Raw genomic sequence first — 14,469 nt, 5'->3', positions numbered from 1 at the left:
TCGCGATGAAATTTCGCCTTCCGGCATTCAATGCCCATCGATCGTTTTACTGCGCTTACGTCAGCCTGCTGTCGCTGCTCAGCTATTTGCTGGCGATTCACATTCCACACTCCGTGCCCTACTTGCTTGGCAACATGGGCTATCTCGTCTTACTACGTCGGCTCGGTTGGTTTTGGAGCCTGCCGCCACTCCTGCTGGCCATCTGGCTGCTTGATGATCACGGTTTGCATGTGCTCTGCGTAACGGAATGGTTGTTAACCGGCTATTTCGATCGGCATCGGCGCTGGTCGCCGATTAAAGCGACACTGGCGATATGGTCACTGCTGTTGCCCGTGTTGATTTGGTATGCCTGGCCAAGTTTACAACTGGATATCGTCAATGGGCTGTTGATCATGCTGGTGCTGCTGATTACGGGTATCGGCAATCGATTCGGCACCGAAATGTCGCTGGCCGTGTCGCAAAACCCGACCCAGCAAGCGCAAACTTCGCTGCGCGAACAACTGGCCGGTCGGGTAGCGGTTTTTGCAGCGGCACCGATGGCGATACTGCTGACGCTGGCGTTGCATATGTTGATATCGCTGGATCTGAATGCCTTGCAACGACAGCTCGGTCACTACCGTATGCAACTGCAACAACAACTGCAGTACACGCTGAAAAATCTGACTGACGCACTGGAGCTAAGCGCGGCACAATTGTCGAATTATCGGCAGCAGCCAGCAGCCGCCGAACAAGTATTGCACCAACTGCAACTGCATCAACCGGCGCTGACCCATATTCGTTGGCGCCACCCCGATAATCAACGCGGCGCCGAGGTCGGTAGCGAGCTGCCGCGACTGCTGCTCGATGATTTTCCGCAACCGATCTCCGGTACTCGCATCGGCAATCTCCAGCATCATATTGATCACGATGGAAACTGGCATAGTCGCATTCCAATCACGACGCTGATGCCGGCCAGCGGACCGCTTTATGCCGAACTCGACAGTGAACGTCTGCGTTACCAACTGAGCCGTTTATCACCGCCTGCGCACATGCAAACGCGTCTGCTCGACGCCGAAGGCAATACGCTGCTGCATGTTGTCGGCGAACATAGTGATACCGCATCCATACCGGAAAATCTGCATAACGGACGAACCTGGCACATCAACAGCTTGCTGGTACCCGATCATCAACTGCCATTGAATCGCCACAACAATGCCCTGCTCGATCAGATGCCGTTGGCTGCCCCGGATTGGCAGTTGCTGGTGGCGCAAGACTTGTCGTCCACACAGCGCCGTTTCAACCTCTACACGCTGCTCGCCGCTGGCACATCGATGTTGCTGATTTGGTTGATTCATCTGGCGGCCTTGCGATTTATGCACGGTTACACAGCGCCGCTGCATGCGCTGGTCAGGCGCGTACGTCAGATTGATTTTCAGCATCACGGTTCCCTGTCACCGATCAGCTTGCGCGCCAACGCGCTGGAGCTGCAGGAGTTGATCGATGACTTCAATCGAATGCTGACTCGACTGACGACGATGCATCAGGAGTTGTCCTGGGCTATCGCTGAAAAAACCCTGTTGAATCGCGATCTGGAGTGGCGCGTGCAAGAGCGCACGGCGGAATTGCAGCAGGAGAAAACCCGCGCTGAACAACTGGCGCAAATCAAGGCGCGCTTTCTGGCGACGATGAGTCATGAGCTGCGGACACCGCTGAGCGCAATCATCGGTTTCAGCGAGCAATTGCAAAAGCTCGAAACGACACCGGAAACACAACGACTGGTCGACACCGTACTGCGCAATGCCGAATTCCTGCTGGCACTGGTCAATGACATACTCGACACGGCCAAGCTGGAGTCCGGCAAGATGAAACTGGAGCAGATTTCATTTTCCTTGCTGCAATTGACTGAAGAAGTGGTGCACAGCCTGCAACCGCGTGCGCAGGAAAAATCGCTGTCGCTACGCAGTCAGTATCAATGGCCATTGCCGGCCATGCTGATCGGCGACCCGCTGCGAATTCGCCAGATTCTGTTCAACTTGCTTGGCAATGCGCTGAAATTCACTCACGAAGGCATCATCGAGTTGCGTATTGAATGTCACGAGCAACGCCTGCAATTGATTGTCAGCGATACCGGTATCGGTATCAGCGAAGCGCATCTACCGAACTTGTTCAATGCCTTTTCACAATCCGATTCCAGCACCACACGCCAGTTTGGCGGCACCGGCTTGGGCTTGCATATCTGCCAGCAGTTATGCGAGATGATGGGAGGCCGTATCGAAGTCAGCAGTGACTTGAATTGCGGTTCAGTGTTTACCGTTACGCTGCCATTGAATCTGCCATCGGAAGTCGAATGGTTATCGGCATTGCCAATCAGCACGGCGAGCGCGACGCCGGAAACCGTTGCCGCTGTCGCGCGAGTACCAACACCAATTCCGCGTTTGCGTGGCCATGTTTTGATTGCTGACGACGTCGCCGATCTGCGCCTGTTGTTGCGAGCCATTATCGAACCGACCGGTGTTCGGGTCAGCAGCGCACAAAATGGCCGTGAAGTATTGGCGCAATGCGCTGAGCAACGCTTTGATTTGTTGATTCTCGATATGAACATGCCGGAGATGGATGGTATGGAGGCTACCCGGCAATTACGCCAGCAGGGATTCAAGCAACCGATCATCGCGCTCAGTGCCGATGTGCAGGTATCCGAGCGCGCGCATTTTCTCGATCAGGGCTGCGATGAGTGCCTTGGTAAACCGGTTGACCGGCCACAGCTGTACGCGCTGATGCAGCGTTATCTGCCAGCCGAACGCACGCCGCGCTCAGCACCGGAGCTACCCGCTTTTTTGTTGCCGCTGAAAGAAAAGTACCGGCAGCGCTTGCCGGCTGATCGGGAAGCAATGCACACGCTGATGGCCAACCAGGACTGGCCGGCCTTGCAAAGGTTGCTGCATCAGATGAAAGGCTCTGCCGGCAGTTTCATGATGATGGAGTTAAGCACGCTGGCCGGTCACGGTGAAAGCTTGCTGAAACAGCAGCAATTTGATCGCCTGGCTGAAACCATTAGCGAGTTGGATCGGCTGCTCGCCGAGCAAATCACTTAAGCCGGATCACTCGTCACTATCGGCCGCTTTGTCGCGCGCTGCATCCGGCCAGGAATCCGGCACAACAAAAATCATCTGCGTCAGCGCTGGCGAGCGCAAATAAAACGCCTGCGGCTCGCTGATGCTTTCGCCTTGCTCAAGCAACCAGCTTTTGAAATCCTCGCCCGCCTGCTCAGCCAGGCTCGGCAATAACCAATCATGTTTGCGCAGCGCGGTGATGCGGGCATCCGGATGGGAAAAGAGCCAGGCCCGCCATTGCGAGGCGCTGGCCCAAACGCCGCGCTCGTGTTCGGCGTTGGCAAAGCGTGCTGTTCGCTGCAGTTGATCGAGCGGATAGAACAAGCGGCCTTTGACCAGCGCCTTGCTCTCGGCGATGGTGGCCAAATCCGACGGCAACTTGCCTTCTTTTTGCGCCCAGCGAGCCAGTGGCAATTGATGATGAAACAATTTGTTCAATTTGATCGCCAGGCGATCCGTCAGACGCGGACCAAACCAATAGGTAGGGTTATCGAGCTGATCGAGCCCGAGGTAAAACTTGACGGCAACTTCCCAGTGTTCGATACGCGCGCTGGGCAGTTGCTCAACAATCAAATCGATTTCACCGACGGTGCGCTCATCATCCTGAATCGGCAAATTACTGAGCCGTTCGCGCCAGCGCGGGTGACAACGCAAACCAGCGCTGATCAGCTGCTCAAAAAATTTACCGAGTCGGGTTGGGATCTCGTTCTGTCGAATCAAGTGCTCCAGTGATTCGGCCGCATCCAGCGCTTCCACCGCCGACTCCGGCAGCTCCAGCAAGGATTGATCAACCAGTGAGGAAAAATGTGAGGCGGCCAGCAACGGTGGACTATTGAACGCCCAGATGATTTGTTGCCGGATGCGTTGTTCCATCGCGCTGCCTTGTGTGCAAACAGGCAACCAGTCTACACAGCAGCAAGCGCGCCTGCACGCCAACGGCTGGAAATAGCGCAAACAAAAAAAATGGCCGAATCATTCGGCCATCAAGTAGGGGAACCCCATCCGGTCACTCAACTGCAACAGATCCCGGATTACACTCCACGATAGAAAGAAACGTCACGATGCAAAGGAAAGAAAACCGTTTAACCCAGAAAAACACCTTACATCGATGCGGTCAGCATCGGAGATGATTCGCAGCGATAACCATTGCGAATCAACACGCCGGCCGCCAACGGTGTTTGCGGGCAAGCTGACTCGATATTGCTCGGCAACTGCATTTGTCCGCAGCAGACACAGCCCAGTAAACGTACCCGACCACGAGTGAAATTAACCCACTGGTGTTTGCCCTTATCCATGATGCGACCTCCGCTGAAGCTGTTAACAGGTTGACCCTGCGAGACTGGATGTTTCAAGACCGTCTTGGTCATGCTGTCAGTATTGTCGGCGGACGAAAAAAAGACTGCCGGTTTTAGCGGCAGTCTTTGTCCTGATTAGCCTTGAGTTGCTGTGGGAGAAAGCTCACAGACTTTCGTACCAAGCGTAACGGTACATCACAGGCTTTGTGCGATACATCACAATCAGGCGTGCAACTTGCGCATCATGTTGGCGAACTGTTCGAAATAAAGCGCCTGTGGACCATCAGACAGCGCTTTCTCCGGTTCCGGATGGAATTCGACAATGATGCCGTGGGCACCAACGGCTTTTGCCGCCAGCGATAACGGCTCGACCAAATCGCGACGGCCAGCGGCATGTGACGGATCAACGATGATCGGCAAATGCGTCAGCGCCCGCAGCACCGGCACCGCACTCAAGTCGAGTGTGTTGCGGGTCGCCGTTTCGAACGTGCGAATACCGCGTTCACAGAGCATCACTTGCTGATTGCCACCGGCCAGAATGTATTCGGCTGCTTGCAGCAATTCATCAACCGAGTTCATCAAACCGCGCTTCAACATCACCGGCCGATGGCATTGGCCTACCGCTTTCAATAGCGAAAAATTCTGCATGTTGCGGGCGCCGATTTGCAGAATATCGGCTTGTTGCGCCACGGCATCGACCTGCTCCGGCGCCATCACTTCGGTGATGATCGGCAGACCATGACGGCTACCTGCCGCTTTCATCAAATCCAGACCCGGCAGCCCCAAACCCTGAAACGCATACGGCGAGGTGCGCGGTTTGAAGCAGCCTCCGCGCAATACACTGGCGCCGTGACGTGCCGTCCACTCGGCGCATTGCTCGATTTGTTGTTCCGATTCCACCGAGCACGGCCCGGCCATGACAATAAAGCCGTTGCCGCCGATGCTGGCACCGCCGACCTCAATGACGGTGTCTTCCGGTTTGTGCGCGCGACTGGCGAGCTTCCATGCTTTGTTGGATTTAACCGGTGCGCTGACCGGCGCCGGTGCTGCGGCGGTGTCCTGCTGCTCTGATTGTGCCAGCACTGCCACCGGCACCTGCGCCGGCGGCAACCGCTCGCTCGGGTAGCAGCCGAGCACTTTCACCAGGCGGGTGCAGCGGGCAATCGCCTGCAATGCATCAACAAAGGTTTCGCTTTCGACATTGCCTTCGGCATCGACGAAGAACATCACCTGCCAGGGCTCGCCCTGCATCGGGCGCGATTCGATGCGAGTCAGGTTGATGCCGCGATCGCGGAACACTTGCAAGACATCAACGAGCGCACCGGGGCGCTGCCAAGTGCAGAACAGTAACGAACTTTTCGCCTGCACCGCTTTCGCCACCGATTGCAGCTGCCGGGCCAGCACGATGAAACGGGTTTCGACATCGGCGGCGTTGGCGATCTTGTCGGCGAGCACGGTAAGCCCGAGCTTGGCGCCCGCTTCTTCACCGGCAATAACGGCCAAGGCCTCATCGCTGCCGGCAACGGTTTTCAGCGCCTCGGAGGTGCTGTCGCAGTAGCGCAGCGGTAAACGATTTTCCTGCAGGAAGTGCTCGCACTGGGCCAGCGCCTGCGGGTGACCCAGCACCCGGCGAATACCGGCTATCGTGGCGCCGGGTTTGGCCAACAGCGTATGACGCACCGGCAGGTAATGTTCGCCGACGATGTACAAATCGCCATCACGCAGCAGGTCATAGACCGGACTGATGGCGCCGGTGATGCTGTTCTCGATCGGCAACACGGCGTAATCGACTTCCCCCTGACGCAGCAGGCGCACGACATCGGCAAACTGCTGACCGGCGACCAATTGATGCTCGCTGTCGGCAAAGCAGGCTTTCGCCGCTTCCGCGCTGTACGAGCCTTCGCCGCCGAGCACGGCCACGCGCGCGGCTTTCAATGGTGGCTGCAAGGTGTGGCGCTGGGTGCGCAGCGATTCTTCGATCACGGTATGGAACACCCGAGTGACAAAGCGCGGATTCAAGCCAAGGCTCTGGGCCTTTTGCACATGTTGGCCGAGCAGGTGTTTTTCGCGCTCGATATCGCGTAGCGGCAAATCCGAGCCTTGCTTGTTTTCGGCCACCGCTTTTGCCAGCGCCTGGCGCTTGGCCAGCATCTGAATCAGTTCATTATCCAGCTCGCTGATCTGCTCACGCAGCTCGCCGAGCGCCGGGTTCTTGCTTGCCATGTCGTTTCTCCTTGGGTGTTCCTGATGAGTCGTGTTCAAAAAACTGCCGGCGAGTACGCAAAAAAAAAACCTCCCCGGTTGGGGAGGTTTTCTTAGGCTTTTCGCTGATTTACTTACGCGTCAACGCCCTCCCCGGCCTTTTGGAGAGTCAAAATAAAAAAAGAAGCTGTGAGCGCGTGTATTCATGAAACCGAATCTAGTGAGCTGAGCCACCTGGTGTCAATGAAATGGCTTATAACGATTTGTATCGTCAGGGATGAATCACCTGATTCAACTGGCGCAGCACCTGCAAAAACACGCCCCAGTAACCGGTGAACGGCAGCACGATGACCAGCGCCAGAATCAGGCCGCCGACCACGGCAGCCGATTTCCGGTAGCCCGGCAACAGCCGCACCAGCGCCCAAACCAGCGCGACGATCAGCGCGAAATGGAACGCCAGTGGCCAGAGGTTTTTCAGCGGTATATTGAATGAGGCACCAACGACCATGCCCGGCAGCAGATAGGCCGGCGCCCAGGCCAGACCCGACAGCAGGTTGATCGGCAGAAAGCGCCGCCACGGGTAGTGCATGACACCGGCAACAAACGGCAGCACCGCACGGATCGGCCCGATAAAGCGCCCCAAAACCAGTGCCAGCGGACCATAGCGGGCGAAGGCGGTGACCGAACGATCGAGCAGTGCCCGGTGCTGCTCAGCAAATTTTGCCTGCCGCACCCACTCGGCATGACGGGCGCCGACCCAGAAGCCCAGCGATTCACCTATGACGGCGCCACAATAGGCCGCGATGACAATCGGATAGAACGGCAACACCCCGGCCCCGACCAGCGACCCCATACCGACTAAGAGCAACCAGCCGGGCACAAACAGCGACACGACAATCAGCGACTCCAGAAACGCGAACAGGAATACCACCGGCACCGCCCACTCGGTATGCCCTTGCGCCCAGTTCAATAGGTCTTGCCACATCCGTCTTAATCCACCTTCTGTCTTGTGTCGCGGATTGCCATTGTGGCCGTACCCGCATGCTATATTTGCGCCCCGTTTTTGACCCCAATGCCCACCCGAGTCCGGAGCCTGCCCGTGTTGTCTGAAAAATTGGCGGTAATGCCGCAGTATCTCATGCCGAAACAATTGTTGACGGTGCTGGCCGGCAAACTGGCCAGCAAAGAGGCCGGCGCCACCACCACCCGCGCCATCCGCTGGTTCATCAATCGCTACCAGGTCAACATGAGCGAAGCGCTGCATGAAGACCCGGCCCATTACCGTTCGTTCAACGAATTTTTCACCCGACCGTTGAAAGACGGCGCCCGCCCGATCAGCAATAACCGCTGGGTCTGCCCAGTTGATGGCGCCATCAGCCAATGCGGTCCGATTGAAGGCGAGCACATTTTTCAAGCCAAAGGCCATCACTACACGGCCACGACGCTACTGGGCGATGACGCCAAACTGGCCGAACAATTTCGTGACGGTAGCTTCGCGACGCTTTATTTAAGCCCGCGCGATTATCACCGCATTCATATGCCAGCCAAAGGCAAGCTGAAGCTGATGCGCTATGTGCCCGGTGCGTTGTTCTCGGTTAATCCGTTAACGGCGCGGCAAGTGCCGGGTTTGTTTGCGCGCAATGAGCGTGTCGTCTGCGTGTTCGAAGGCGAAACCGGGCCGTTCGTCATGGTGCTGGTGGGTGCCACGATTGTCGGCAGCATGGCCACCGTTTGGCATGGCGTGGTCAATCCGCCACGGCCAGGAAAAATCATCGACTGGCATTACGATGAGCAAAATGTTGTGCTCGACAAAGGCGTCGAGATGGGCCGCTTTCTGCTCGGTTCAACGGTCGTCATGCTGGCGCCAAAAGGCCAGTGGCAGTTACCGGATTATTGGCAAAATGCGCGCGCGATTCGCCTTGGCGAAGCGATGAGCGCGGACTGATTCCAACGCGAGTCGATTCCGGTGGCAAAGCGTTGCGGGCAACCGCGAGCCAATGGCAAATCCTGTCGTTATTTTCTGAACGCCCAGGGTTTGTGCCCATATCACGATGGTGCTGGCCGTCAGATGGCGGCGTCGAAACGCCGACGCTTCTGGCCCTGGCTGTTTTTTGCGGCTATCACCTGGTTTATTTTTTCCGATGATGACGTTCGCCCTGACATCGAGGACTCGCTGCGAAACGAAGTGCAACAGGCGATAGCGCATTTCCGTCAAGACCCGGACAAAACCATTGTCGAACTCCAGCAGATCATCGAACGCGAAAGTGCGCACGAAACGCCGGACGCGGAACAACTCAGCTGGCTCTGGCAACAACTGGCTGCACAGCACGAACGGCGCTGGCATTGGTATCTGGCGTTGCAAGCCTGGTCGCAAGCGGCGCGCTATCAGGACGATGATGTCCAGCGCCTGCATCGCAGCAAACTGGAGCGGCATTTCCGCGAGATGCAAGCCGAGCGCAACTTTCAGCAGCGCTATGTCGCCAATCGCGATGCCGGTCCAGCTCGAACGCTGACGAAAACCGTGTTGATCGCCAATGTGTTTGTCGATTTGACTGGCGATGAACACTGGGGCAACAAAGAACGCTTGTTGGCCTTGCAAGCACAGCAACATATGCGCGATTGGTTGCTGACCCGTCAACACCGTTATCGCGATGGCGAGCTGAATTTCATCAGCCAAACCTTTACGGCGCAAAGCAGCGAATTCACCGGCTTTCACAAAGCCTTTCGCGGCCGCGCGATTCTCTCGTCGCTGATTTATGGCGAAGAACATGACGGCTTGAAAAGGCTGTATGCCTCATTGCTGGAACGCGACGACATCGATCAGGTAGCGCTGATGCTGCACTACCCTAAAACCGATCGCTCGTTTGCGTTCCGCTGTTTCTATCATCAGCGCCCGGACAAAAAACCACCGGCCAAACCACTGAGCTTACATCGCTGCGATGACGAACTGGCGGTCATTACTCACAAGCTTGAGCACAACAACTGGCCTCGTGTGGCAGTAACGCAAACCCACGAACTGCTGCACTTGTTCGGTGCCGCCGATCTGTACAACATTCGTGATGCCGCCACGTTTGCGACCACCGATATCATGCACTACGCCTATCCACGCTTGCAGGACACCGATATTCAGCCGCTGACTGCTTGGGCCATCGGCTGGCTTGATGACATGCCAGAAACCCCGTTTCCAATAGAGGATCAATAAATGGAAATTTCCAGCTTCGGCCAGATGCTGCAGTACTACGGCATCAACATCGCGTACGCCGTCATTGCTCTGGTGATCAGCGTCATTGCGCTGGTGCTGATCGACAAATTCATTTATCGGAAAATCGATTTCATTGAAGAGATCCGCGACGGCAATATCGCCGCGGCCATTTTCTATTCGACACTGCTGTTGTTTGTTGGTGTTGTGGTCGCGATAGCGCTAAGTTGATTTCAGCCTGGGGTTTTAGTCCGATAGACAAAGGAACTAAAGATGACCATCCGTGATTATTTATGGAAGCGGAACCTTGTTAGGCTTTTTATAATTTTTGTCAGCGCTGCGGCAATATTCTTCATTAACCTTGAGCTTCAGAAAAGCGATAATCGATATACTATTGCCATATTTTCGCTACTTGGATTTTCCCTCGTCTACGGACTTTCGGCCTATCTGGTGAACTGCCCAAACTGCAGTTTCTCATTCCTTTTTGGCAACACGATTAGACTTTATAAAAGCCTCAAGAAGTACCGTTTCAATTATTGGCCACACTGCGGAGTAGCACTCGATAGCGAGTATACAAACCGCAAGCAAATGAAAGTCTGAGAATTACCAAATACTCGCCATCCCCCAATCCAATGCATTGCGCCTCGTTTGAGGTATCGATGGTCCTGCATCAAGCAAGGCCATGTAACATGAAAGTAACGAGTGAACGGAAATCTCGCACCAACTATCGCGGACGCAAAATGACACCCAAACCAATCCGTGTGGTGCTGTCGTTATAGTCGATCAGGCTTTCGCCATAACCGTTGAACACAAACACATACCAGCTGGTGTTTTCCGACAGCGTTGGGAACATCCAGCTGACTTCGACCGAGCCTTTACCGGTATTCAGGTTACCGCGCAGCTTGGTCGTGATCAGGTTGTAGCAGGCCTCTTTGTCGAGGCAGTAACGCCAAATCAATTCGCCATAGCCGAGATAGTCCGTGATATCCGGGTTGTCATCGCCTTTGACATCATCCGGCGATTTTTTTTCATCTTCCGGCAGTCGATACCAGATCCGTCCGTAAAACGATTGCCGCTCATCGTGATGAAACAGGCCGGCGTAGAGGCGATTCCATGAGCGAGAAAATTCCGGAGATTGACCGTTCGATTGGTGTTCAAGGCCCAAATCCAATCCGATATTGTCCAACCACCATTCACCTGGAGCAAAACGCCAGAAGAATTCCGGCGCGTAATTGCTTTCCCGAAATGGCGCCGACTCATCCGAGTTATACGCTTGCCAATAGCTTTGTTGGGTGTAGCCAAAATACAGCGGCGTGTTGAGCAGCTTGGCTTTGAAGCTGATTTGAAATACCACTTCCGATTCACGACCGTGGTAATCCTCGGTGTAGGTAAACGGTGCGATGAAAAAATCCTTGTACCAGGACACACCACGGTCACTGTTCATTTGCTGGGTCAACGCATTACGTTGGCTGTCGCGTTTCAGCTCCCGTTCTTCACCGTTGTCATCACCGCCATCAAAGCCCTGGCCATCGGCATCAAACGCCTGAGCCGTTGTGCTGACCGCACTGACCACCAGCAGAGCCGCTACAAATGTTCGTTTCATTTCTTACGCTCGAGTTATCGGAAAACTAATGATCTGTTCAATATGCTCGGCGCCAATTGCCAACATGATCAGGCGGTCAACACCGAGCGCAACACCGGCGCAATCCGGCAGGCCAGCACGCAAGGCATCGATCAAACGCTGATCAATGCTGCCGGTCGGTTTACCAAGCTGCTTGCGCTTTTCATTGTCCTGCTGAAAGCGCCGCAGCTGTTCGTCGGCATCACTCAATTCGTGGAAACCATTGGCGAGTTCCACGCCGCGAACATAAACCTCGAAGCGACAGGCCTCATCCGAGTTATCGGGATCGATACGCGCCAGCGCTGCCTGACTGGCCGGGAAACCAAAAACAAAACAAGGGCGGGTGTGACCCAGCGTCGGTTCAATCTGATGCGCGAACAATAATTGCAGGCTTTCGTCACGCGCCATTGGCTCGCCGCTGTAACCGGCTTTTTGTCGGCAAAGCGTTTGCAGCTCAGCCAGTTCGGCCGTGAACGGATTGATGTTCAGCACCCGCTCGAAACATTCGCGGTAACGGATAAACTCACCACCTTCCGATTTCAATACCACGCGCAGCAACGCATCGACTTCACGCATCAGATCATGGTGATCAAAGCCGAGCCGATACCATTCCAGCATGGTGAATTCCGGGTTATGAAAACGGCCGGCGTCATCATCGCGAAACACTTTACCCAGTTGATAGATATCACCGCTGCCAGCGCATAGCAGACGCTTCATCGGAAATTCCGGCGAGGTGTGCAGAAACATGCGCTTTGGTTGACTCATGCCGGCCGGCTGCCAATGGCATTCGAGCCAGCCAAGATGAACATCGGTGATGCTGGCTTCGGACAGTATCGGCGTTTCCACTTCCATGACCTGACGGGCCGCGAAAAACACACGGATCTGCTGCAAAACTTGCGCGCGCAGGCGCAGCGCGTCGAGGGAAGCAGAGGGTTGCCAGCCGGAGGCGAGGATCATGGGTGAGCAAGCGTATAGAGTGCAACAGAGCCGCTATTGTCGCAGATTCAATGCCTTCGGTAAAAATCTCCGCTCAGCCCAGCAGGCGATTACGGCCTTCGTGTTTGGCCCGATACAGCGCCTGATCGGCGCGCTCCAGGATGGTACGCTGGCTTTCGCCCATCCGGTATTCGGCGACACCACCACTGAAGGTGATTTTGAATGGTTGCTCGGCCAGATGTTCGATATCGGCAAAGGTTTCGCGGATTTCGTCGAGAAACTTCAGCGCCTGCACTTTGCTGGCATCGGGTAACACGACAATGAATTCCTCGCCGCCATAGCGACCGATCAGATCGGAACGACGCAGGCGTTGCTTCAATAATTGCGTCAAGGTTTTCAGCACAAGGTCACCAGTCAGATGGCCGTGGGTATCGTTGACTTTCTTGAAATGATCGACATCGATGATGGCAACGGTCAGCGCAGTATTGTTGCGTTGTGAACGCGCCATTTCCTGACCCAGCATTTGCAGGATGCTGCGACGATTATAAACACTGGTCAGGCCGTCATTGAGCATGATCCGGCGCAGTTCGCGGTAGCGACGGGCGCGGATGCGCACGGCATCAACGAGAAAATCCGGCTTGATCGGTTTGGTCAGGAAATCATCACCGCCACTGCGCAGTGCTGCCAATTGCAATTCCCGATCAGATTCCGACGACAGGAATACTATTGGTACATCAAGCAGTTCCATCTGCTGATGCAACGCTTTCGCCACTTCACCACCACTCCAATCGGGCAGGAACAAATCGAGCAGAATGATTTCCGGCGTGAACTGCTGCAGTACGCTGTCGAGCTGGTCGATATTGTGCGCGCGCTGCACCCGCATACCGGCGGATTGCAGGATGGCTTCGTGATACTGACCGACACTTTCCTGATCATCGATGATCAGCACCCGGATGTTTTCGTCGCCGCCATGAGGGCGCAAGCGTTCAATGGTATCGAGCACTTCGGTCAACGAAGTCGGCGCCCGCAGAAAGGCATCAACGCCGAACTTCGCGGCAATCAAGCGGGAACGCAAATCGCGTTGGGTGGAAATCAGAATGACGTGAATCGATTCGCGATGTTGTCGTTTCGGCATTACCGCTTGCAGCGCCGCCTCGGTGATCGGCTCATTGCCAAAAAACAACATCATGACCGCTTCCTGATGGCCTTGCTCCACCTGCTGCCGCAACTCGGCGTTGTCCTGGCAGCGCACCGTGCGCATCCGGAACTGGGCCAGTTGCTGCATCAACTCGCGATCCATTTCCTCGTGAGAAACCGAGTAGTAAATGACTTTTTCAATCGGTGGTTGACGCAGCGTTTCCGCTTCCTGATCCGGCTCGGTCGATTGCGGCATCGGCAACGGTTCACTGGCCGCAGCGTGTTGCATCGCGCGCACTGTTGAACGAATGGCTTCGTCCGGCAGCGGCGTCCCCGTTTTCAGATACTGATGCAGTTGCCGGGCCAGTTCAGAAACCTGCGGGTATCCGAACGTGCCACTGCTGCCAATCAGGTTGTGCAATGGCAGTAGTAGCGCCTCGGTGTCCGGCTCACTGCGGTTCAGCGTCGCTTCGAGATCGCGCTCCAGCTCCTGTAAACGACTCGGCAATTGCTCGCGGAACTGTTGGCGTAATTGCAGTAATCGTTGCAGTCCTTGATCAGCCTCGGTCATTTCGCTTCCTGGTTCGACGTCGGTTGTTGGCGTTGACAAAATTGACGCCACAGCCGGTTCAGTTCATTGGCCAGCAGCAGCGGCTCGAATGGTTTCGGTAACACCGCCAGCGCCCCCAGCTTCATTAACGCCGCAATTTCCTCCGGCCGGGTTTTGGCGGTGATAAAGACAAACGGGAGTTGGCGGTAGTTCGGCAACTTGCGCAAGGCCGCGATGGTTGCCGGACCGTCGAGGCCTGGCATCATGACGTCGAGCAGAATCAATTGCGGTTGCAATGCCGGCGCCGCCGACAACGCTGCCTCGCCTGTGTCGAATACATCAACACGGATATTGCCTAGCGTTTCCAGCGACATTTTCACAATCGACTGAATGTCGGGTTCATCCTCTACGTACATCACGTGGGCTAACGGGGCGCTCAT

Annotated in this window: 13 protein-coding genes; 5 read left to right on the top strand and 8 right to left on the bottom strand. The window is 55.6% G+C overall.

The window, feature by feature from the left end; all coding sequences use genetic code 11:
* Positions 1–5 precede the first annotated feature (5 nt).
* Positions 6–3,071, top strand: a complete 3,066-nt coding sequence (locus tag E2H98_RS13515) for a hybrid sensor histidine kinase/response regulator (protein WP_133591699.1) — start codon at positions 6–8, stop codon at positions 3,069–3,071.
* Positions 3,072–3,077: 6 nt separating this feature from the next.
* Here the strand turns inward: E2H98_RS13515 and E2H98_RS13510 are convergent, their stop codons facing one another.
* The 4 genes from E2H98_RS13510 to E2H98_RS13495 form a co-directional block, all read right to left on the bottom strand.
* Positions 3,078–3,962: a DUF1853 family protein gene (locus E2H98_RS13510; RefSeq protein WP_133591696.1), complete on the bottom strand. Its 885-nt coding sequence runs from the start codon at positions 3,960–3,962 to the stop codon at positions 3,078–3,080.
* 227 nt (positions 3,963–4,189) lie between these two features.
* Entirely contained in the window at positions 4,190–4,384 is a 195-nt protein-coding gene (locus E2H98_RS13505) for a hypothetical protein (RefSeq protein ID WP_133591694.1), read from the bottom strand.
* A 222-nt stretch (positions 4,385–4,606) separates the two neighbouring features.
* A complete protein-coding gene (locus E2H98_RS13500) occupies positions 4,607–6,607 on the bottom strand; it encodes a bifunctional 3-deoxy-7-phosphoheptulonate synthase/chorismate mutase (protein WP_133591692.1) in 2,001 nt (666 codons plus the stop codon).
* Between the two features lie 250 nt (positions 6,608–6,857).
* Positions 6,858–7,571 (bottom strand): DedA family protein, encoded by a 714-nt coding sequence (locus E2H98_RS13495; RefSeq protein WP_133591690.1) that lies wholly within the window; start codon positions 7,569–7,571, stop codon positions 6,858–6,860.
* Positions 7,572–7,688: 117 nt separating this feature from the next.
* On the opposite strand from E2H98_RS13495, the gene asd reads away from it, so the two are divergent.
* The 4 genes from asd to E2H98_RS13475 are packed head-to-tail and all read left to right on the top strand — an operon-like array spanning position 7,689 to position 10,385.
* A complete protein-coding gene (asd, locus tag E2H98_RS13490; RefSeq protein ID WP_133591840.1) occupies positions 7,689–8,531 on the top strand; it encodes an archaetidylserine decarboxylase in 843 nt (280 codons plus the stop codon).
* Positions 8,532–8,552: 21 nt separating this feature from the next.
* Positions 8,553–9,788 (top strand): hypothetical protein, encoded by a 1,236-nt coding sequence (locus E2H98_RS13485; RefSeq protein WP_133591688.1) that lies wholly within the window; start codon positions 8,553–8,555, stop codon positions 9,786–9,788.
* Positions 9,789–10,016 (top strand): DUF350 domain-containing protein, encoded by a 228-nt coding sequence (locus E2H98_RS13480; protein ID WP_133591686.1) that lies wholly within the window; start codon positions 9,789–9,791, stop codon positions 10,014–10,016.
* A 42-nt stretch (positions 10,017–10,058) separates the two neighbouring features.
* On the top strand, positions 10,059–10,385 hold the full coding sequence (locus tag E2H98_RS13475) for a hypothetical protein (RefSeq protein ID WP_133591684.1): 327 nt from the start codon (positions 10,059–10,061) through the stop codon (positions 10,383–10,385).
* A 124-nt stretch (positions 10,386–10,509) separates the two neighbouring features.
* Here E2H98_RS13475 and E2H98_RS13470 read toward each other — a convergent pair whose 3' ends face one another.
* From E2H98_RS13470 to E2H98_RS13455, 4 genes are all read right to left on the bottom strand, one after another.
* Positions 10,510–11,388: a phospholipase A gene (locus E2H98_RS13470; protein ID WP_133591682.1), complete on the bottom strand. Its 879-nt coding sequence runs from the start codon at positions 11,386–11,388 to the stop codon at positions 10,510–10,512.
* A gap of 3 nt (positions 11,389–11,391) precedes the next feature.
* Complete coding sequence (gene epmA, locus E2H98_RS13465) at positions 11,392–12,363, bottom strand: elongation factor P--(R)-beta-lysine ligase (RefSeq protein ID WP_133591680.1); 972 nt, start codon at positions 12,361–12,363, stop codon at positions 11,392–11,394.
* Between the two features lie 73 nt (positions 12,364–12,436).
* Entirely contained in the window at positions 12,437–14,050 is a 1,614-nt protein-coding gene (locus E2H98_RS13460; protein WP_133591678.1) for a diguanylate cyclase, read from the bottom strand.
* A complete protein-coding gene (locus E2H98_RS13455; RefSeq protein ID WP_133591676.1) occupies positions 14,047–14,469 on the bottom strand; it encodes a response regulator in 423 nt (140 codons plus the stop codon). Before E2H98_RS13455 ends, E2H98_RS13460 begins: the two co-directional genes overlap by 4 nt.

Origin of the sequence: Permianibacter aggregans (genome assembly GCF_009756665.1) — a bacterium.
Taxonomy (GTDB): Bacteria; Pseudomonadota; Gammaproteobacteria; order Enterobacterales; family Permianibacteraceae; genus Permianibacter; species Permianibacter aggregans.
The sequence above is the reverse complement of the archived record's forward strand: the minus strand, read 5'-3'. Positions and strand labels throughout refer to the sequence as shown.

Bases quoted from the DNA above. Each gene is read 5' to 3' on its own strand.
- E2H98_RS13455 (WP_133591676.1), bottom strand. From the start codon at position 14,469: ATGAGCGCCCCGTTAGCCCACGTGATGTACGTAGAGGATGAACCCGAC.
- E2H98_RS13480 (WP_133591686.1), top strand. From the start codon at position 9,789: ATGGAAATTTCCAGCTTCGGCCAGATGCTGCAGTACTACGGCATCAAC.
- E2H98_RS13505 (WP_133591694.1), bottom strand. From the start codon at position 4,384: ATGGATAAGGGCAAACACCAGTGGGTTAATTTCACTCGTGGTCGGGTA.
- E2H98_RS13495 (WP_133591690.1), bottom strand. From the start codon at position 7,571: ATGTGGCAAGACCTATTGAACTGGGCGCAAGGGCATACCGAGTGGGCG.
- E2H98_RS13475 (WP_133591684.1), top strand. From the start codon at position 10,059: ATGACCATCCGTGATTATTTATGGAAGCGGAACCTTGTTAGGCTTTTT.
- E2H98_RS13460 (WP_133591678.1), bottom strand. From the start codon at position 14,050: ATGACCGAGGCTGATCAAGGACTGCAACGATTACTGCAATTACGCCAA.
- E2H98_RS13515 (WP_133591699.1), top strand. From the start codon at position 6: ATGAAATTTCGCCTTCCGGCATTCAATGCCCATCGATCGTTTTACTGC.
- epmA (WP_133591680.1), bottom strand. From the start codon at position 12,363: ATGATCCTCGCCTCCGGCTGGCAACCCTCTGCTTCCCTCGACGCGCTG.
- E2H98_RS13510 (WP_133591696.1), bottom strand. From the start codon at position 3,962: ATGGAACAACGCATCCGGCAACAAATCATCTGGGCGTTCAATAGTCCA.
- E2H98_RS13470 (WP_133591682.1), bottom strand. From the start codon at position 11,388: ATGAAACGAACATTTGTAGCGGCTCTGCTGGTGGTCAGTGCGGTCAGC.
- E2H98_RS13500 (WP_133591692.1), bottom strand. From the start codon at position 6,607: ATGGCAAGCAAGAACCCGGCGCTCGGCGAGCTGCGTGAGCAGATCAGC.